The 20,055-nt window shown below is 39.8% G+C and carries 19 protein-coding genes and 1 pseudogene; 11 read left to right on the forward strand and 9 right to left on the reverse strand.

Annotated elements, in window-relative coordinates; all coding sequences use genetic code 11:
* Both IRT38_RS05005 and IRT38_RS05010 read left to right on the forward strand, forming a co-directional pair.
* Positions 1-186, forward strand: a pseudogene (locus IRT38_RS05005) (TIGR00730 family Rossman fold protein); the annotation flags it as partial.
* A 9-nt stretch (positions 187-195) separates the two neighbouring features.
* Positions 196-582: an NUDIX hydrolase gene (locus tag IRT38_RS05010; protein WP_004909413.1), complete on the forward strand. Its 387-nt coding sequence runs from the start codon at positions 196-198 to the stop codon at positions 580-582.
* On the opposite strand, the gene IRT38_RS05015 is transcribed toward IRT38_RS05010, so the two are convergent.
* Together IRT38_RS05015 and recG are read right to left on the reverse strand one after the other, a co-directional pair.
* Positions 572-1,231 carry a ComF family protein gene (locus IRT38_RS05015; protein WP_194597110.1) on the reverse strand — a complete coding sequence of 220 codons (660 nt, stop codon included), beginning with the start codon at positions 1,229-1,231 and terminating at the stop codon, positions 572-574. The two genes, IRT38_RS05010 and IRT38_RS05015, sit on opposite strands and share 11 nt — an antisense overlap.
* Positions 1,224-3,269 carry an ATP-dependent DNA helicase RecG gene (gene recG, locus IRT38_RS05020; RefSeq protein WP_194597111.1) on the reverse strand — a complete coding sequence of 682 codons (2,046 nt, stop codon included), beginning with the start codon at positions 3,267-3,269 and terminating at the stop codon, positions 1,224-1,226. Before recG ends, IRT38_RS05015 begins: the two co-directional genes overlap by 8 nt.
* A gap of 19 nt (positions 3,270-3,288) precedes the next feature.
* Between recG and IRT38_RS05025 the strand changes: the two genes are divergently transcribed.
* Positions 3,289-4,107: an NAD-dependent epimerase/dehydratase family protein gene (locus IRT38_RS05025; RefSeq protein ID WP_194597112.1), complete on the forward strand. Its 819-nt coding sequence runs from the start codon at positions 3,289-3,291 to the stop codon at positions 4,105-4,107.
* 124 nt (positions 4,108-4,231) lie between these two features.
* Positions 4,232-5,212 carry a putative solute-binding protein gene (locus IRT38_RS05030; RefSeq protein ID WP_194597113.1) on the forward strand — a complete coding sequence of 327 codons (981 nt, stop codon included), beginning with the start codon at positions 4,232-4,234 and terminating at the stop codon, positions 5,210-5,212.
* 59 nt (positions 5,213-5,271) lie between these two features.
* Here the strand turns inward: IRT38_RS05030 and plsB are convergent, their stop codons facing one another.
* Positions 5,272-7,827: a glycerol-3-phosphate 1-O-acyltransferase PlsB gene (gene plsB, locus IRT38_RS05035; RefSeq protein WP_194597114.1), complete on the reverse strand. Its 2,556-nt coding sequence runs from the start codon at positions 7,825-7,827 to the stop codon at positions 5,272-5,274.
* Positions 7,828-8,106: 279 nt separating this feature from the next.
* On the opposite strand from plsB, the gene IRT38_RS05040 reads away from it, so the two are divergent.
* Entirely contained in the window at positions 8,107-8,979 is an 873-nt protein-coding gene (locus tag IRT38_RS05040) for an acyl-CoA thioesterase (RefSeq protein WP_004909395.1), read from the forward strand.
* 141 nt (positions 8,980-9,120) lie between these two features.
* Positions 9,121-10,362: a dicarboxylate/amino acid:cation symporter gene (locus tag IRT38_RS05045; protein WP_194597115.1), complete on the forward strand. Its 1,242-nt coding sequence runs from the start codon at positions 9,121-9,123 to the stop codon at positions 10,360-10,362.
* A 61-nt stretch (positions 10,363-10,423) separates the two neighbouring features.
* Here the strand turns inward: IRT38_RS05045 and IRT38_RS05050 are convergent, their stop codons facing one another.
* The 6 genes from IRT38_RS05050 to IRT38_RS05075 all read right to left on the reverse strand — a co-directional run bounded on the left by IRT38_RS05050 (position 10,424) and on the right by IRT38_RS05075 (position 16,990).
* On the reverse strand, positions 10,424-11,368 hold the full coding sequence (locus IRT38_RS05050; RefSeq protein WP_194597116.1) for a metal-dependent hydrolase: 945 nt from the start codon (positions 11,366-11,368) through the stop codon (positions 10,424-10,426).
* Between the two features lie 128 nt (positions 11,369-11,496).
* A complete protein-coding gene (yihA, locus tag IRT38_RS05055) occupies positions 11,497-12,273 on the reverse strand; it encodes a ribosome biogenesis GTP-binding protein YihA/YsxC (protein ID WP_004951767.1) in 777 nt (258 codons plus the stop codon).
* A gap of 78 nt (positions 12,274-12,351) precedes the next feature.
* A complete protein-coding gene (locus IRT38_RS05060) occupies positions 12,352-12,804 on the reverse strand; it encodes an RrF2 family transcriptional regulator (protein ID WP_004951769.1) in 453 nt (150 codons plus the stop codon).
* A 77-nt stretch (positions 12,805-12,881) separates the two neighbouring features.
* Positions 12,882-14,093, reverse strand: coding sequence for an NO-inducible flavohemoprotein (gene hmpA, locus IRT38_RS05065; protein WP_129261588.1), 1,212 nt, complete (start codon positions 14,091-14,093; stop codon positions 12,882-12,884).
* A gap of 136 nt (positions 14,094-14,229) precedes the next feature.
* Positions 14,230-15,777, reverse strand: coding sequence for a helicase HerA-like domain-containing protein (locus IRT38_RS05070; RefSeq protein WP_194597117.1), 1,548 nt, complete (start codon positions 15,775-15,777; stop codon positions 14,230-14,232).
* 19 nt (positions 15,778-15,796) lie between these two features.
* Positions 15,797-16,990 carry a PLP-dependent transferase gene (locus IRT38_RS05075; protein ID WP_194597118.1) on the reverse strand — a complete coding sequence of 398 codons (1,194 nt, stop codon included), beginning with the start codon at positions 16,988-16,990 and terminating at the stop codon, positions 15,797-15,799.
* Positions 16,991-17,157: 167 nt separating this feature from the next.
* Between IRT38_RS05075 and IRT38_RS05080 the strand changes: the two genes are divergently transcribed.
* From IRT38_RS05080 to rplW, 5 genes are all read left to right on the forward strand, one after another.
* Positions 17,158-17,886, forward strand: a complete 729-nt coding sequence (locus IRT38_RS05080; RefSeq protein ID WP_004909373.1) for a type 1 glutamine amidotransferase — start codon at positions 17,158-17,160, stop codon at positions 17,884-17,886.
* A 227-nt stretch (positions 17,887-18,113) separates the two neighbouring features.
* The gene (gene rpsJ, locus IRT38_RS05085; protein ID WP_000070912.1) at positions 18,114-18,425 is read left to right on the forward strand and encodes a 30S ribosomal protein S10; all 312 of its coding nucleotides are present in this window, start codon (positions 18,114-18,116) and stop codon (positions 18,423-18,425) included.
* A 57-nt stretch (positions 18,426-18,482) separates the two neighbouring features.
* A complete protein-coding gene (gene rplC, locus IRT38_RS05090; RefSeq protein ID WP_004909372.1) occupies positions 18,483-19,121 on the forward strand; it encodes a 50S ribosomal protein L3 in 639 nt (212 codons plus the stop codon).
* 11 nt (positions 19,122-19,132) lie between these two features.
* The gene (rplD, locus tag IRT38_RS05095) at positions 19,133-19,735 is read left to right on the forward strand and encodes a 50S ribosomal protein L4 (protein ID WP_004909368.1); all 603 of its coding nucleotides are present in this window, start codon (positions 19,133-19,135) and stop codon (positions 19,733-19,735) included.
* Positions 19,732-20,052 carry a 50S ribosomal protein L23 gene (gene rplW / locus IRT38_RS05100; RefSeq protein ID WP_004877633.1) on the forward strand — a complete coding sequence of 107 codons (321 nt, stop codon included), beginning with the start codon at positions 19,732-19,734 and terminating at the stop codon, positions 20,050-20,052. Before rplD ends, rplW begins: the two co-directional genes overlap by 4 nt.
* The last annotated feature ends 3 nt before the right edge of the window (positions 20,053-20,055 follow it).

The raw sequence follows: 20,055 nt of genomic DNA on the forward strand, positions 1-20,055 counted from the left end.
AATATTAATGGCTTTTATGATGATCTGATTAAAATGTTACAAGCTTCAGTTGAGCATGGTTTTAGCCAAGCTCGATTTGTAGAGACCTTGATTGTGTCGGATAATATCCATGATATTTTAGCGGCATTTCAGAAATATCAACCCGCAGTTCCGAAATGGACGTCTCGCAATGAAATTCAAGCTTGAGGATAACCTTTGAAAACAATCACTGTCGCTGCTGCCGTTATTATGAATGACAAAAATGAGTTGTTATTGGTAAGAAAAAAGAACACGCGTGTGTTTATGCAAGTTGGCGGAAAGCTTGAGCCCAATGAAGCGCCTGAAATAGCAATTCAGCGCGAAATTTTAGAAGAAATTGGGTCTACTTGTGACATCAAGCAGTATTTGGGGCGATATGAGACAGCAACAGCAAATGAACCTGATCATCAATTAATTAGCCATCTGTTTGTTGTCGAACTTCATCAACAACCTGAAATTGCGGCTGAAATCGCGGAAATGAAATGGATTGATTTGCATGAAGAGTCTATTTTGCTTGCACCATTAACTACCGAGGTTGTCATTCCTTGGTGTCTTAAGCAGTAATATCATGATTTGCCTGTTTAACACCACCAGCGGCTAAACAGGCTGAGTATATATGTTGACACCCCAGCTGTTTTAATACTTGACTGAGGGCATCAATAGAGCTGCCTGTGGTCACGACATCATCAATAATCAGCACTTTTCTGTAAATCAATTGAAGATGTGTTTTAGCGACAAATTGATCTTCTATATTTTCCAGTCGCTCTAAACGGCTTAAACCTTTTTGAGAATGTTGGGCTAGTCGTTGCACGGGCTGCCATACTGGAATATTCAATACTTTGCTCAGTTCCTTAGCGATTAAAAGTGATTGATTGAAACCTCTTTCCATCAGTCGATCATTTGAAATAGGCATTGGTACGATGGCATGTACTTTTGGCAGCTTAAGTTCCAGTAATAGTCCGCTAAGTAATCGAAGATGATGTAACTGTTGCTCGTATTTAAATTGTTGAATGAGTTCGCTTATCGGATATTCATAATGACAGGCAATAAGTATATCTTGCTGATGTCGTTCGATTTTATATTTTAACCATGGTAATTGTTGCCAGCAACTTTGACAAACACCATATTGTGCTCTGACACCAATATCGCATAAGTGACATGCTGTGAAATAATCAGCAACTTGTTGTGCTCCTCGACTCAATAATTTAAACATAAGCGTATCGAGGTGCTTCAGGTAGCCAGCGTTTTAATAGTCCTTCAGCATGTTGTGGATAATCTTTGAGTAATTGTTCAGCAACATAATGTGCTTGGGTGAGCAAATGGTCATCACGTTCTAAGCGTGCGACACGAAACCCCATATCACCAGTTTGCTTGGTACCTAGTAATTCACCTGGACCACGTATTTCCAAATCTTTTTCAGCGATCACAAAGCCATCGTTGCTTTCACGCAAGATGGAAAGACGTTCTTGTCCATTTTGTGATAGTGGCGTTTTGTAGAGTAGGGCACAAAAACTAGCTGTTGCACCGCGACCAACTCGACCACGTAACTGATGTAATTGAGAAAGTCCAAGTCGTTCCGCATTTTCAATCACCATAATGGATGCATTGGGCACATCGACACCCACTTCAATCACTGTGGTGGCAATCAAAAGTTGTGACTGGTTGTCTTTAAAGGCTTGCATGACAGCTTGCTTTTCATCAGCTTTCATTTTGCCGTGTACTAATCCCACATTTAGATCAGGGAAGCGTTCTTTAATTTCTTGAAAAGTTGCTTCTGCTGCTTGGGCATCCAAGGTTTCAGATTGTTCAACTAAAGTGCAAACCCAGTAGGCTTGTTTACCTTCACGACAGTTACTGGCGATACGTTGTAAAACCTCTTCTCGACGATCAAGAGGAATCGTGACAGTTTGAATCGGGGTTCGTCCAGGTGGTAGCTCGTCAATGATTGAGGTATCTAAATCACCATAAGCACTCATTGCGAGTGTGCGTGGGATAGGGGTCGCTGTCATCACTAATTGATGTGGTGTAAATTGATCAACGCCTTTATTACGTAATGCAAGTCTTTGATCTACCCCAAAGCGGTGTTGTTCATCAATAATCACTAAGCCCAACTTCGAGAATTCTACATTTTCTTGGAATAGGGCATGCGTTCCGACAACGAGTTGTGAGTGACCTTCTTTAATTTCCTGCTCTGCTAAAGTTCGTGCTTTACCTTTTTGTTTACCTGAGAGCCAAGCCACTTTTATGCCTAAAGGCTCAAACCAACGTTTGAAATTTAAATAGTGTTGTTCAGCCAAGATTTCGGTGGGTGCCATCAGCGCCACTTGCCATTCAGCTTCTAAAGCATGGCATGCTGCAACGGCTGCAACCAATGTCTTACCTGCACCCACATCTCCTTGAACTAAACGCAGCATGGGTTGATCTTGCTTCAGATCATGTAGAATTTCTTTAGAAACCCTTTTTTGTGCATTGGTCATCTGGAAAGGCAGAGCATCTAAAAGGCGCTTTGCTAAAACTTTGCTACTGCTAAAGCGAGGTGCTGCTATTTGTCGAATATAAGCACGACGTGTAAGTAAGCTGATTTGATGAGCGACCAGTTCTTCAAAAATCAATCGTTGCTGTGCAGGATGTGAGCCTTGATTGAGTTGTACCATATTGGCATCAATCGGTGGTTCGTGAATATAGTGCAGAGCTTCTTTTAATTCGTAGCCATTACTGTATTTGGCGGGCAGTAATTCAGGTAAAGCATCGCTATGATGTTCCAGTGCTTGGCGAACATATTCACGCAACTTAGGTTGTGTTAGACCTTCAGTGCTTGGATATATCGCTGTTAACTGAGTTTTGGGTAATGCGGTATGTTGTTGAATGACTTGTATTTCAGGATGATAAAGCTCTAAGCCTCGTGCACCGACACGCACTTCACCAAAGATTCTTAAACGTGCACCTGGTTTTATACGATCCGTTAAACCTTTATAAATATGATAAAAGCGTAAGGTGACTTTGCCAAAATCATCTTGTAGCAACGCAGCAAAGGATTTCTTTTTTCCTGGTGGGAAATCAATAGATTTAACTTCCCCCTCAAGCAAATAACTACGTCCAACAACCAGCTGATTCATTGGAATAATAGTGCTACGATCTTCATAGTCACGCGGAAGATGAAACAGTAGATCATCCGTGCTAAAAATATGGAGCTTTTCTAGTAGGCTTGCTGCGGTAGCACCAACGCCTTGTAATTGCTGGACTGAAGTCATTTTTTGGTCAAGGATCGGTATGCATATTTTATTTATTGGTTATGGTAAAACATCTCAGCGTGTCGCTAAACACTTATTTGAGCAAGGTCACCACATTAGCACAATTAGCCGTACTGAAAAAACAGATCATTACGCAACACACCATATTCAAGATGCCCATCATCTTGATTTAAGTGAATTTGAACCAATCGATGTGGTATATGTGATTCTTTCACCAAGTGAAAGTGGAATTGATGCTTATCAACATACCTATGTCGATAGTGTGGAACCAATTGCTAAAGCTTTACAACATCATCCTGTCAAACGGATCATTATCGTTTCTTCAACACGCGTTTATGGTGAGAACGCAGGAGAGCTTGTGGATGATGAGTCTGATATACGTCCAATAGATGAACAAGGTGAGCTGTTACGAAAAATGGAGTTGTTATGGCAATCCTACTATCCACAACAGGCTGTGATTGTTCGTCCAACAGGTATTTATGGTGTATCCGTTGAGCGTTTAAAAAGGCTTGCCCAGCGCACACAGAACTATCCGACGATTCACTTTAGTAACCGTATTCATATAAATGATTTAGCTCGTTTTTTAGCTTTGTTGGCGACTTTGGAAAGTCCTGAATCAAGTTATATTCTCAGTAATAATAGACCTATTGCGATGCATGAAATTTTGCTTTGGTTTCAGCGAAAATTAGGTTTGACAGCATTGAAATTGGAGTCTGAACAGCACACTGGAAAGCGTATTTATGCGACTCGAATTGCTAAAACTGGTTTTGAATTTGACCATTTGATTTGCTTTAATGACTATGAAGCCGCGCTGTTCGTACATATTAATGAAAAATAATTAGATTAAACTGCGATCATGATTGAAGAGTTGGTATGAATCTTGATAGATACTTACCAACATATTCCGTTAAGAAACTGCCTAAGTTTGCACGTAGTTTGCAGTGAGGCGTTGAAGGTTGTATATGAGAAAAATAATTTATTTAATTTTGCTGTTATTTATGGGAACAACAAGCTGGGCTGGTGAGCAGGTTTGGTGTGTTTTTGAGCCTTTGAGTTCCAAAGGCGATATCAGCCGTCGTCTGCAAGATATACGTTTGCATGCCATGCAAAGCCAAGTTCAATTAAAATTCAGCTATTTTAAAATTGAAAAAGATGCGATTCAGGCTTTTGAGCAAAATAAATGTACAGGTTTAGTCGCATCAAACTTTAATACCTACCGTTACAACTCATTTATGGGAAGCACAGGTGGAATTGGCTTAATTTCGAATAATCGTGTTGCACGAATGTTTTTGCAACTCATGAATAATTCAAATGTTGAAAAAAGAATGATCAGTTCGAAGTATGAAGTGGTTGGTATGATTCCGATTGGAACGGCATATATGATCATGAATACTCAACAGATCAGTAAAGTATCCCAACTCAAAAACAAGCGCATAGGGATTCTAGAAGATAACCCACCACAACAAGCTTTAGTACAAAGTGTTGCTGCTAAAGCGACTTATGTTGATTTTTCAAATGCAATTGATTTATTTAAACAACATAAGATTGATATTCTAGCAGCGCCTGCTTATGGAATTTTGCCTTACAATCTCAAGAAAGAGTTTGGTGAAGCAACACAGGTTGTGAATTTCCCAGTTGCTTATTTTGCAAGGAATATTGTGATTAAACCAAAATCATATCCTGCAAATTTTGGGCATCATGTTCGTACATGGTTTGTCAAAAATAGTAATGTATTGGCCGCACAGGCGATTCAATGGGAAAATCACTTGCCTGCTTATTACTGGGCGGATATTTCAGACTTTGAGAAACAAGGTTATGAAGCATTGGTTGCGAAAATCCGTAATCGATATGTTGAACAAGGATACTACGATGCTTTTTTTGTAGAATTGATTAAACGACTTCGATGTATCGATGACCCAAAATATCTTGAATGTCGCAAATGACACAGATAAAAAAGCCAAATCTTAGATTTGGCTTTTTTGTTTCGAGATGAACGTTGAGATTATGATTTCTTACGTTTTAGACGGCGTTTCGCTTGCTGAGAAGCCATTGCTTCCAAGGCGGCAGCTAGTTCTTCATCACTAAACGTAGTAATATGTTGCAGCATCTGTAAAGTGGTTTCATCTAGAACCAGCTGAGCACCTGCAGCCATTTCACTAAAGTTATCATCATATTCGATGAAGCCTTGCTCGTTGTTGCGAATATAGTTTTGCTGAGTCAGAACTTTAATAAAGCTTTGGAATAGTGCCTTATCAAAGAATTCTGGCGAATTGAATTCATATAACACAGATAAGCGCTGACCTAATAAGTGGCTTAACTCCTCAACTTGTTTGGTTGAAATGTTGCCTGAGCCTCGCTGAGTGATCAGTGCCAACGTCATATAATAACGTTCAAGACTTTGTTTTACTGGCATTGCCAAGGTCAGTAATTTTTGGTGCTCTTCACTGTTTGGAGTAGGGCTAAATAAATTACCGTCATGGTCTTGGAAAATTAACCCAATTTGAACCAAAGCATTTACATAGCTGTCAATGTGTTGTTGCAACTCAGAAGCTTGCCACTTCATAAACAATTCAGCTTTTAAGAATGGATACAAAGTACGAATTACATTACTTAAATCTAATTTATTGATCTTTCCGTTGTGTTCCACTAAAGATGCAACAAGTGAAGGTAAAACAAAGGCATGCAAAATGTTGTTACGGAAGTAAGTCAACAATACCGCTTGATTGTCTTCGATCGCGATAATATCACCAAGCACATGGTGAACACGTTTGATCAGTTTTAATTTCAAGCCATAGGCAATAATTTCCTTGCCTGATAATGAAGTCACTTGAGTGCGTTCATCGTAAGGATGTTGAGTCGCTAAATCACGATAAATATCAAGCTGCTTAGCACAAATTTCTTCATCAAGCGTATGCTTCGGCGTTGCCAATAAGATCAGAGATAATAATGAAACAGGGTTAATGACAACCGCACGGTTAATATTTTCTAAGATTAGATTTGCTGAGCTAGAAACGACTTTCGAAATTTCAGCTGGAATAGGTGCATCATTTTTCTCGATTTGGATATTCTCTGCTTGATGCTGCTTCAAAATATCATCTAAGAAAACAGGCTCACCAAAATTCACATGTACCTTACCAAAAATACGTTCGATTTTGCGTAAGGTTTTTACGATACCAAAAATAGATTCTGCTTCTTTAGGCTTACCTTGCATCTCGCCAACGTAAGTTGAACCTTCCATTAAGCGTTCGTAACCGATATAGGTTGGTACGAATACAATTGGTTTGGCACGTCCACGTAGATGACCATGAATCGTCATGGCTAACATACCTGTTTTAGGTGGCAATAAGCGCCCCGTTCGTGAGCGTCCACCTTCAATAAAGTATTCAATCGGGGTATTGCGTGACAAAATGCTGTAAAGATATTCTTTAAATACAGATGTATATAGTGCATTACCGCGGAAAGAACGACGAATAAAGAATGCACCACCGCCACGAAGTAATTGACCTACAAATGGAAGATTGAGGTTGTCGCCAGCAGCAATATACGGGATCATCAAGCCACGTTTATAAATCACGTATGACAATAATAAGTAGTCGATATGACTGCGGTGACAAGGTGTGTAAATGATTTCATAGTCTTTTGCGAGTTCACGAACTGTACTGAAGTTATGAACTTCAACACCGTCATAAAGTTGTGTCCACAAACGCGTTAATGCCATATCAGCAAAACGAACGGCTGAAGCTGAGTAGTCGGATACGATTTCATTAACGTATCCGATAGCACGTCGTTCAGCTTCGAGCATACTGATTTTGTGTTGAATACTTTCACGACGGATTGCATCTTGAACATCACGTGATTTGACCACTGACTGCATGACGTTACGACGATCCGACAAATCAGGGCCCAAAACAACTTCGCGTTGCTGATCTAAATAAGTATCTAAAGAGCTTGCGATATATGTTGCAGGAGAGAGATTTGGGTGGTTGGTCTTGGCATAATCTACCAACTCTCTCAATGATTGAGGCTCATGGAATTCCAAATAAGACTGGCGACCATGTAAGCCGATATTCATAAGTTGTTTAACAGTACCCGGTGTTGCCCAAGTATCTGAAAATAGTAATTTGAACCAAGAATCTTCTTTATCAGGCGCACGTCCCCATAATACCGTAACAGGCACGAGTTCTATTTCAGTTTCAGGATGTTTTTCGAGGGCTTCAATGAGATGTAAAAGTTTGCTAGGAAAAGTTTGAGTATTAAAGTAATTATTTTCGTTATGATGAAGGAATAATACTGAGTTCTTTTCCTGATATGACCCAAAACTCAATGGATCTAGTGCAGGTTTCAGATGGAGGCGACGGGTTTCACCATCGACAACAAGCGCATTACTACGTGAATAGTTTTGTAAAACATAGCATACAATTTTATTTGAATCGGTTGTATTCTGCTCTGTTTTGGTGGATTCTGTAGGAACTTCACCAAGAACATGTGGGGTAACCACAAGGTCAAGTAACTTACTCGAAAGTTGACGATACATTTGACCAAATCCAGTCTTGGACATTACAGACTCCTAAATAATAATCCTGACATATAGCCATGATGAACACGACATTCTGCGATATTCTTACATAAAACGATATGCTATTTTCTGACAAAATATAGCGTATTTGGTAGATTTTATCGTTAAAAATCGTATTTTTAGCGGTTATAAATAAGGATTAATGTGACGGACAAATCATTTTATCCTGAGCATCTTTATTGGAATTTGTGGCACAATCAAAATCATCAACTAATATAACAATTCGTTGATCTCTCCTGATTGATGTTGGAAGGTTATTACATGAATGCTTTGACTCAAGAACTCGTTGAACTTTTGACCTTAGAAAGAATAGAAGATCATATCTTTCGGGGTAACAGCCGCAATTTGGTTGGTAAACGAGTATTCGGTGGACAGGTTCTTGGTCAAGCATTAAGAGCTGCTTCGTATACTACAGATCGTCCTGCACATTCGTTGCATGCTTACTTTTTATATGGTGGAGATGTAAATGCACCCATTATTTATGAAGTTGATCCATTGCGTGATGGAAAAAGTTTTGCAAGTCGTCAAGTGCGAGCAATTCAACATGGGCGTACAATTTTTTCTGCGATGGTATCTTTTGCCAATCCTGAAGAAGGTTTGAACTATCAACATAAAGAGCCTGAGTATCCTGCTCCAGAAGCACTGAAGTCAGAAAAAGAACTGAAAGAAAGTATGTTGAATTTCGTGCCTGAAAATGTTCGCGCCAGCTTTATGCGCGAACGTCATGTTGAAATTAAACCGATTCAGCCTATGAATCCGTTTCAACCTCAGCCGGAAGCTCCTTTTTACGCACACTATATTCGTACTCATGATCGAATCCCATCGAACATTGATGAAATTTCACTTCATCAAGCGATTGTTGCGTTTTATTCTGACTTTACCTTGATGACAACAGCATTGCGTCCTCATGGTCTGTCTTGGATTTCCCCAAATCTACAATGTGCCAGTATTGATCATACGATTTATTTCCATCGACCTCTGCGTGCAGATGATTGGATGTTGTATGACATGGAGGCAACGATTAGTGCAAGTTCTCGTGGCTTGAACTTTGGAAAAATGTGGCAAAACGGACAATTAGTCTGTAGTACAGTACAAGAAGGTTTGATTCGGCTCAGAGAAATAGAAACGCAATAATGTGAAATTATTCTGCATGAAATCGTATTAAAGCCATCATTATGATGGCTTTTTTGTCATAAGCTTGTGACAAAAAATTGCTCGATTCTTAGATTTGAGCGTGCCATAGTAGCTGTACTGCATTCATTTTTAATACTCACAATGAATTTAAATACCCAAATTTTAATTGCAGCTATCGCGGGAGTAGGGTTAGGACTTTTATTGACTAGCTATCCTCAGGCTGATTTTGCTCAAACAACGTTATATGTTTTAGGTATTTTAAGTAGCATTTTTATTGGTTTGTTAAAGATGTTGCTGATCCCTTTGATATTTAGTTCTATCGTTGTAGGGGTTTCAAATTTACAAGCTGGAGGTGAGTTCGGTCGAGTTTGGAAGATTACCGCCTTGAGTTGTGTGACCACTACAACGCTTGCACTGATCTTAGGAATTGGCTGTGCACATCTTTTTGATGTTGGTAAGGGCGTTGATATCACACTTTTCCAGTCAGCAATGCAAAATCATCAAACGCCTGATACGCTTACACCTTCTAGTTTTCTTACCAATTTTATTCAAAATACCTTAATCAATCCTTTTAAAGCATTTAGTGAAGGGAATGTACTCGCTGTTGTGGTTTTTGCACTTTTCTTAGGCGTTGCTCTCGTTAAAGGTGGTGAGCGTTTTAATACAGTTCGTCAACTCAGCCAACAATTCTTTGAAATGATGATGATGCTTGTCAGTTGGGTAATGAAACTCGCGCCACTTGGGATTTTTGCATTATTGGCGAAGTTGATTGCGACTGAGGATTTATCTGTATTAAGTCGTCTTGCTGAGTTTGCATTCGTGGTGACTGGGACAACGATTTTTCATGGCTTAGTGGTTTTACCTACACTGCTTTGGATTTTTGGAAAAATGAATCCTCTGACGTTCTTCAGAGGTGCGCGAGCTGCATTGGTGACGGCATTTGCAACAAGCTCTAGTTCTGCGACCATGCCACTGAGTATGCGTTGCGCACAAGAGAATTTAGGGGTGCGACCGCAAACGGCAGGTTTTGTAATTCCTTTGGGTACACAGTTAAATATGGACGGCACCGCACTTTATGAGGCTGCAGCTGCACTTTTTATTGCCAATTTGATGGGTTTGGATTTAAGCCTAACCCAACAGTTTATCGTCTGTCTCACCGCAATGATTGCATCATTAGGTGCGCCAGGGATTCCAAGTGCAGGCATGGTAACGATGATAATGGTGTTGCAATCAGTTGGTTTACCTGCGGAAGCGATTGCAATTTTACTGCCGATAGATCGGTTGCTGGATACCGTTCGAACGGTAGTTAATGTACAGGGAGATATGATGATCAGTGTGGTTGTCGATCGTTATGCAAAGCAAACGGAAATAGAGTCAAGTTAATCGAGTTGTACGAACATAAAAAAAGCAGGAGAAAACTCCTGCTTTTTTTTCTCTTCACTTATTATGCAGCATGTTGTAGTGCACGCTTAGCAGCAGGTGAATTATTTAAATAATTCACTGCATCTAGGGTACTTCCTTCTTTCACAGGATCATACCAAGGCATCAAATAATCAATTTGTTGTGATACTAACCAGATTGGATTTGGAAGAATTTGATTGTCTTTACGGCCAATCTTATACCATTCCAACCATATCCATGGTTTGAATATACTTGGTTTTTTATCTGCAAAACGAGGGTCTTGGCTCATGATGTGAGCAGCACCATCTACCCACAAACCAAGTACCAGAACGATTACCACAACGCTGGGGTAGTAACGTGCAATATAGCTACCACCTAAATGACGATAAAGATCAAATGCTACGGTACGGTGCTCGATTTCTTCAGAACCATGCCATTTAATTAAATCGATCATCTCAGGATCAGCCCCAAGTTCTTCCCAACGTTTGTTGTAGAGTGCGTATTTACCAAGAACACACGTCATGTGCTCAACGGTTGTAATCACACCTAGACGGAATAAATCCCATTGATGATCTAATATTTTAGGAACTTCTTTACCAAAAGGCTTATCAGCTAAAGCTTTGGTAAATAAGAAATCCATGATGTCTAAGTTGCGTTGAATATCGATGTTGCGTTGGCTGAGATATTCTTTATTCGCAGAGGTATGAGCAACAGCATGCATCGCTTCTTGACGAATAAAAGCTTGTACATCTTCTTTTAATTTTTCATCAGTGATTTCAGGAAGTACTTTGTTGTACAAACGACAAAACCAGAACTCACCAGCAGGCAAAATATTATTAATTTCGTTAATAAAATAGCTAGCAAAAGGTTGATTTGGAATCCAATCTACAGGGGTTTTTTCCCAATCAAATTTTACTTTTCGAGGGAGAATTTTATAGTCAATCGAAGAACCAAGAACTTTGTTCTTCACAAATGATAGTAATTTCATCTTTAGTCCTAATCGATGGTGCAATGAACCAACACTAAGCAGTATATGAAAACTACCTAGTGTTTGTGTTTAGCAATTCAGGACAATTAAAAATTATTTTATGCATCAAGTTGCATGAAATGCATAATTTATTCTTTATCGTCAGTTTCTGATGCTTCTGGGATTTGATCGAGGTCAAATTCCACCGTTTGATCAAGTGTGTAATTTAAACGACCACCCATAACACTCGCTAACTCCTCTAGACCAATACGGTTAAGAGAAGAGAATAGTTGTATTGAGAAGTCGAGCTTCATTTTTTTCAATTGTTGTTTAACGTCGAGCAAGGTTTTATTTGCTGGACCTCGATTCAGTTTATCCGCTTTAGTGAGAAGAATATGAACAAACAAATGACGAGAATGTGCCCATTCCAACATCATTAAATCAAAGTGTTGTAAAGGATGGCGGATATCCATCAATAAAACTAAGCCTTGTAAGCTTTTGCGATGAATCAAATAATTTTCAAGTTCTTTTTGCCAAACAATTTTCATTGCTTCTGGTACGGCAGCATAGCCATAACCAGGTAAGTCTACCAAACGTTGATCAGGATTACCCAAGCTAAAAAAGTTGATCATTTGGGTACGACCTGGTCTTTTTGATGCACGTGCCAATTGTTTTTTATTGGTTAAGGCATTAATTGCACTCGATTTTCCCGCATTTGAACGACCCGCAAATGCAATCTCATAGCCTGTATCTTCAACGCACAAAGCAAGTTTTGGTGCACTCATTAAAAATTCAGCTTGGCGTAACCAATTCAAAGACTGTACTGCATAAGCGGTTAATGCAGGATCAGTCTTTTTCTCATAACTGATTTTTTCTTTAGGTGCGAGTCTAGCTTTGGTGTCTTTCGATTTTTCACTACGGTGCATAGAAGCTTACTTTTGAATTTGAATAGCAATAAGCATTATAAAGGATGTATTTGATTCGTGCGAATCTTCATCCTAAATCTAAGCTTTTTGGACTAGTTCTAAGAATGTAATATCTGATCGAGTGGAAGATGGGAGTATGCCGTGTTGAACCACTTCACCCAAAGTATATTGATCTAAGCTTTGATAAAAGCTTTCAAGTGCTTGATCGAGAATGCCTTTCAGACCACATTGAGAGCGCAAGACGCAAGGGGGGGTATTGCATTCCACAATTTGCTGATGACCTTGTAAAACACGGACAATTTCACCAAGTCGAAGTGTCCGTGCTGACGGATTTAATCGAATTCCACCGCCTTTGCCTCGTGTAGTAACAATCCATTGTTGTTTACCCATGAAATGTACAATTTTAACGAGGTGGTTTTGTGAAACATGCAAATCTTTTGCAATATCAGCAATAGTGTAAGGTATCTCGCTCGGGCGAGCGACATACATCAGGATTCTGAGTGCATAATCTGTAAATTTATTGAGTTGCATTGTTTCACTCAATCTATTGCGATAAATACAAAAGGCTAGTCTATCATAGGCTAGCCTTATACAAAACGCAGCATTAATTAGCTAAGTTTTACACCACCTGTGCCAAATGCTTCGCTATGAATATTTTCAGCAGGAATGCCTCGTGCAACAAGTGCTTTGTGTTGTTCAGCCATAAATGGCATCGGACCACATAAATAATAATCAGCAGTTGTTGGCAATAGTGCTGCATCCATAGACCCTAAATCTAAACGACCAGCTGCTTCATAATCCACGCCTAATACATCCCCATCATGTGGAAATTCATACGCCGTAAATGTGCTTAGGCGAGGGAATTTAGCTTTAAGATCATGAATATGTTGTTTCATAGCATGAACTTGACTGCTACGACATGCATGTATAAACGTTACTGGTTGTGGCATATCTAAAGTAACTAATTGATTCAGCATAGCTATCATTGGGGTTAAACCTACACCACCACTGATAAATACATTACGTTTTTTACTATCTATCAGATAAAAGTTACCTGTAGGAGCAGAAACTTCGATTTCAGAACCTTCCGCTAAACTATGTAATGTATTTGATACCCAGCCTTCTGCAAGCTCACCTTTCGCATCTTCACGTTTCACTGAAATACGTAAATAATCTGCTTGTGGGCTTGTTGATAAAGTGTATTGGCGAGGTTGTCTCAGATTGAGTTCTTGGACAAAAACACGTACTGAAATATATTGGCCAGCTTCGTAGTTTGGTAAATCACCGCCATCGACAGGTGCTAAATAAAACGACGTAATTTCATCACTTTCAACCACTTTTTTAGCGATTTTAAAATTACGCCATCCTAACCAACTGCCTTTAGTTTGTTGATGTTGGTCGTAGATCGCTTTTTCAGTGCTGATAAACAAATCTGCTAGTTGTCCATAAGCAGCGGCCCATGCCGCAATCAAAGGATCTTCCATTGAGATATTCAGTACTTCACTGATCGAATGTAATAAATTTTCACCCACAATACTGTAATCAGGCGCTTGGATATTGAGGCTGACATGTTTATGAGCGATCAGTTCCACCACAGGCAAAAGCACAGATGGATCTTCAATATTTTCTGCGTACGCTAAAACAGCTCCTGCAAGTGCTTGAGCTTGAGCACCACTGCGTTGATGACCCATGTTAAAGGTTTCTTTGAGCGCAGGATTATTTCCTAACATACGATTATAGAAATAACCTGTTAATGCGACACCATTTTCACGTAAGACAGGAACAGTTGCTTTTACGAGTTCAATTTGCTGTGGAGTCATGAGTGATCTCTCTGGACTATTATTTTATAAGATATATTTAAAATACACCTTATAAAATGTATTTGCAATACATCTTATAATAAAAACCATAAAAAAGATAAGGGATAATTAATTATCCCTTATTTTTGAGATTTTTTTATTTTCCGAATAATGAGCCGAGTAATCCACGCACTATTTTTTGTCCAGTGCTACCACCTAAGCTTCGGGCAGCACTTTTTGCAAATGTACCGACAATGTCTTGTGTGAGCTTTTCACGATCACGTTGCGCTTTTTCTGCCGCTTTTTGTTGCTCTTTGGCAAATCGCTCTTGTTCTTTTGCTTGTTGCTTTGCGAGGGTTTCTTGTTCCTTTACTTGCTGCTTAGCGAGTTCGTCAGCTTGCTTTTGCTGAGACTGTTGTAATACTTTTTTCTGTAAAAGTTCGTAAGCGCTGTCACGATCTAAGGCTTGATCATAAACCCCAGCAACAATACTTTGCCCCATCATGACCTGTCGTTCTTCAGGAGTGATTGGGCTAAAAGAGGAATATGGGGGCATCACCCAACCACGCTCAACAATCTGAGGGGTGCCTTGTTCATCCAAACAACTAATCAAAGCCTCACCTACAGCTAGTTCAGTAATCGCTTGATCAACCTTAAAATCAGGATTGGCTCGGAAAGTGTCGGCTGCGGTTTTGACCGCTTTTTGATCTTTAGGTGTAAAAGCACGTAAAGCATGTTGTACTCGATTCCCGAGTTGACCTAGAACACTTTCTGGTAAATCAAGTGGGTTTTGAGTGATAAAGTAGATTCCTACACCCTTCGAGCGAATTAAACGAACCACTTGTTCAATTTTCTCTTGCAAAGCTGGACTAGCATTGGAAAACAATAAATGTGCTTCATCAAAGAAGAAGACAAGTTTAGGCTTATCCATATCGCCAACTTCGGGTAGTTGCTCAAATAATTCTGAGAGCATCCAAAGCAAGAATGTTGCATAAAGTTTGGGGGTATTCATCAACTTATCGGCAGCGAGAAGGTTGATATAGCCATGACCTTGAGTATCTGTTTGAATAAAATCTAGAATATTCAAACTTGGTTCACCAAAAAATTGATCTCCACCTTGATCTGCTAATGCAAGCAGATTGCGTTGTATCGCACCAATACTGGCAGGTGAGAGATTGCCATACTCATTTTTCAGTTCGGCAGCATTTTCACTGACATAAGTTAGCATCGCCTTTAAATCTTTAAAGTCGATGAGGAGAAGCCCTTGATCATCTGCGATTCTAAATACTGCGGACAATACACCTTCTTGTGTATCGTTTAAATTTAGCATCTGCGCTAATAATAAAGGGCCTATTTCAGAAATTGTGGTTCGAATAGGGTGTCCTTGTTGACCAAATAGATCCCAGAAAATAACAGGTGAAGCTGCAAATGGAACAGAATCCAGATGCAGACTTTTAATGCGTTCATCAAATTTGGGGCTGCTTGAACCTGCTTTGGCTAGGCTTGAAACATCACCTTTCGCATCTGCTAGAAAAACAGGGACGCCGATACGAGAAAAACTCTCAGCAAGTACTTTTAGAGTTACTGTTTTTCCTGTACCGGTTGCACCAGCAATCAGACCATGGCGGTTAGCAAATTGAGAATGTAGAACAATATCTTGTGTTGTATCTCTGGTTTTTTTTGCAATTACGATGGTTGTACTCATTCTTCACCTATTATAAGAGTCATTCCAGTTGTTTTAATGCGTTTTGAATATCTTGAATTAAATCCGCAGGATCTTCTAGTCCTATACAGAAACGAACCAATAAACCTTGTTGTAAATGTGTATTTTCCAATGCACGCATCTGTTTTAAATCATAGAGCATCACCAAACTTACAGGTCCACCCCAACTAAAACCAAGTTTGAATAGTTTTAAGTTATCGCAAAATCTACGAACTGCATGCATATCATATCTTGAATCAAAGATTACACTTGCCAAGCCAGCACTCTTGCCTGTGGTGCAAACCTCTTTCCAAAATTGATGTCCAGCTGAATCAGAAAGACTTGGGTGTAAAACTTGAGTAAATTGAGGCTGTTGTTTTAGCCAATCTAATAATCTTAGTGTGCTTTGAGATTGCTGTTCATAACGTAGCGACATATGCGCCAAACTACGTTGAATTTGCGCAGTATCATCACCTGAAACAGATATGCCTTGGATTGCATGCATGCGATAAAGTTTATGATGTAAATTTTGATCGCGTGTTACAACCGAGCCCATGAGGATGTCTCCGCCACCACTTGGATATTTGGTAAGGGCGTGTACTGTTACATCAACCGATAAATGTTCATCAGAGAAATCAAATGCATTAAATGCCAGACCAGCCCCCCAAGTGTTATCTAGGGCGGTGAGGAGATTAAATTGCTTGGCTTTTTTGACTAGTTTTTTTAAATCAGGAAATTCTAAACTGACAGAACCAGCTGCTTCGAGCCAAATTAGCTTCGCTTTTTCTGAAGGTGTGAAACTATCAATATCAATCGGATTATAAACTTTAACTTGAATGCCATAACGAGTTTGAAGGTTGTTGAGGTGCTCTAAATTTGGACCATAAATATTATCTGCAATCCATACCTCATCGCCTGAATTTAAAAGAGTACTATTGACTAAATTGATCGCAGATAAACCACTCGGTGCAAGTAAGCTAAACAAACCGCCTTCAATTTGAGCGATGTTATCGCCTAGCGTAAATGTTGTTGGTGTGCCATGTGTGCCGTAGCTATAGTCATAGGGATCTGTCCAATGACGATCAAAAAGGTGCGATGTGCTTTTAAAAATAATGGTAGATGCACGATATAGGGGAGGTTGAATAGTTTCTATATATTGAGGGGCTTTTCTTGGTGCGTGAATAAGGTTGGTTTGTGCATTTTGTTGCTTAGTCATGGTGCTAAATCAAATCAATAGATGGATTTAGGTTAAGAGAAAAACAACAATTCTGCTAGTTGTTCAGGTGTTTTGTACACAATCGTTACAGATCAAATAGATTGAATGAAACTGGCTTTATTTTTGCTAAGACTTAATATCATTCTAACGATAATAGGTTTTAGCGCATGAAGTCGCATTTAAGAGTGCATTATTTTCAGCACATCGCAGGTGAAGGTTTTGGTAGTTGTTACAATTTCTTGAAAGCACATAAAGCAAAAATCACGGCAACAGAGTTTTTTGCTTTGCCCGTCGACCTGCCATTGGAATTGGAAGCATTGCCACATGTAGATGAGGTGGATTTGTTAATTATCATGGGTGGGACGATGAGTGTGAATGATGAAGCAAATTACCCATGGTTAAAATTGGAAAAAAGATGGTTGCGTCGTTATTTGGCATCAGGAAAGCCTGCTATAGGCTTATGTCTCGGTGGGCAGTTAATTGCAAATGCACTTGGTGCTGCGGTTAGCCGTAATCAATATCAAGAGTTGGGGTGGATGGATGTTGGTCGAGCTTCACACATACCTGAAAATTGTTTTCAAATTCCAGAGAAAATTAACATTATGCAATGGCATAGCGAGACCTTTGAAATACCTAGAGGTGGTATCCGTTTAGCAGAAAATGAAGTATGTAGAAATCAACTTTATCAAATTGGACGTAATGTTTTAGGTTTTCAATTTCATCCTGAAATGACGCCACATGCATTGCAATTGTTGATTGAAAATGAAGAAGACATGGCTGTGTTTAATGGGGAATTTGTTCAATCAATCGCTGAGCTCAAAAAAACAAACCAAAATAAATTTCAACAAGGCAACGATTTGCTTAATCAAGCAATTGAATATGTTGTAAGCGCTTAAATTGATTTTTTAACGGTAAAAAATAAAAGAAGAATTGCATAAGACTTAAACAATCGCTATAATGGGCGACCCTCAAATGGAGGGCGTTTTCTACGAAGAAAGTAGTTAACGCATTACAGTCGTGGCATCGATCACGACCATAGTGATTTTCACTGCCCTTGACACTTGCCAAAAGGTGAGGTGCGTCATGGGTGATTCTTTATATATTTGGCTTGGAGTTTACTGGTATGTCTAACCAGAGAATTCGTATCCGTTTGAAGTCTTTTGATCATCGTCTGATTGATCAATCTGCTCAAGAGATCGTAGAAACCGCTAAGCGTACTGGCGCACAAGTGTGTGGTCCAATTCCGATGCCTACTCGCATCGAACGCTTCAACGTTCTTACTTCACCACACGTCAACAAAGACGCTCGTGATCAGTACGAAATCCGCACTTATAAGCGTTTGATCGACATCGTTCAACCTACAGATAAAACTGTTGATGCATTGATGAAGTTAGATCTTGCTGCTGGTGTTGATGTTCAGATCGCTTTGGGTTAAGGCTTTCGGTTAATTAACTCTAAGTTAATTAAGCCGCTTTTTTAGAGGTTTATGCACATGGCTATTGGTTTAGTCGGTCGCAAATGTGGTATGACTCGCATCTTTACAGATGCTGGTGTATCTGTACCTGTTACAGTTATCGAAGTCGATCCAAACCGCATTACGCAAATCAAAACACTTGAAACTGATGGTTATCAAGCAATTCAAGTAACTACTGGTGAACGTCGCGAATCGCGCGTAACTAGCGCTCAGAAAGGTCACTTTGCGAAAGCTGGTGTTGCTGCTGGTCGTTTAGTTAAAGAGTTCCGTGTTACTGAAGCTGAGCTTGAAGGTCGTGAAGTTGGTGGTTCTATCGGTGTTGACTTGTTCACAGTTGGTCAAATTGTTGACGTAACTGGTCAGTCTAAAGGTAAAGGCTTCCAAGGTGGTGTTAAGCGTTGGAACTTCCGTACGCAAGATGCTACACATGGTAACTCTGTATCTCACCGTGTTTTAGGTTCTACAGGTCAAAACCAAACACCTGGTCGCGTGTTCAAAGGCAAGAAAATGGCTGGTCACTTAGGTGATGAACGCGTAACAGTTCAAGGTCTTGAAATTGTATCTATTGACGCTGAACGTTCAGTTTTAGTTGTTAAGGGTGCTATTCCTGGTTCAACTGGCGGCGACGTTATCGTGCGTCCTACCATCAAGGCCTGAGGGGAAATACTGTGAATTTAAAAACTGTTTCCGGCTCTGCTGTTGAATTGTCTGAAGTTGCTTTCGGACGTGAATTTAACGAAGCTCTTGTACACCAAGTTGTTACAGCTTACTTAGCTGGTGGTCGTCAAGGTACTCGTGCTCACAAATCACGTGCAGATGTTTCTGGCGGTGGTAAAAAGCCATTCCGTCAAAAAGGTACTGGTCGCGCTCGTGCTGGTTCTATTCGTAGCCCAATCTGGGTAGGTGGTGGTAAAACTTTTGCTGCTCGCCCACAAGATTGGTCTCAAAAAGTTAACCGCAAAATGTACCGCGGTGCAATGCAATGTATCTTAGCTGAACTTGTTCGCCAAGATCGTCTTGTATTAGTTGAAGAGTTTGCTGTTGCGGCTCCAAAAACTAAAGAATTGCTTGCAAAACTTAACGACTTAAATGCAACTCGTGCATTGATCGTTACAGATGCTGTAGATGAGAACTTGTATCTTGCAGCGCGCAACCTCCCACATGTAGATGTGGTGGACGCAACTGCAATTGATCCTGTTAGCTTGATCGCATTCGATAAAGTTGTCATGTCTGTAGCTGCTGCTAAGAAAATTGAGGTAGAACTCGGATGAACAACGAACGTTTATATCAAGTCCTACAAGGACCAGTATTCTCAGAAAAAGCACAAGTTTTAGGTGATACTGCTGGTGTTCAAGTATTTAAAGTTGCATTAAATGCAAACAAGCTTGAAATCAAGAAAGCAGTTGAGCAGCTCTTTGGTGTTGAAGTTGTGAAAGTAAATACAACGATCACTAAAGGTAAAACAAAACGCTTTGGTCGTACATTAGGACGTCGTTCTGATGTTAAAAAAGCATACGTCACCCTGAAAGCTGGCCAAGATGTAGAAATGGCTGACTTGGGCGATACCGCTGAAAACGCAGCGGAGTAAGGA

Origin of the sequence: Acinetobacter sp. SK-43, assembly GCF_015351505.1 — a bacterium.
Taxonomy (GTDB): Bacteria; Pseudomonadota; Gammaproteobacteria; order Pseudomonadales; family Moraxellaceae; genus Acinetobacter; species Acinetobacter junii.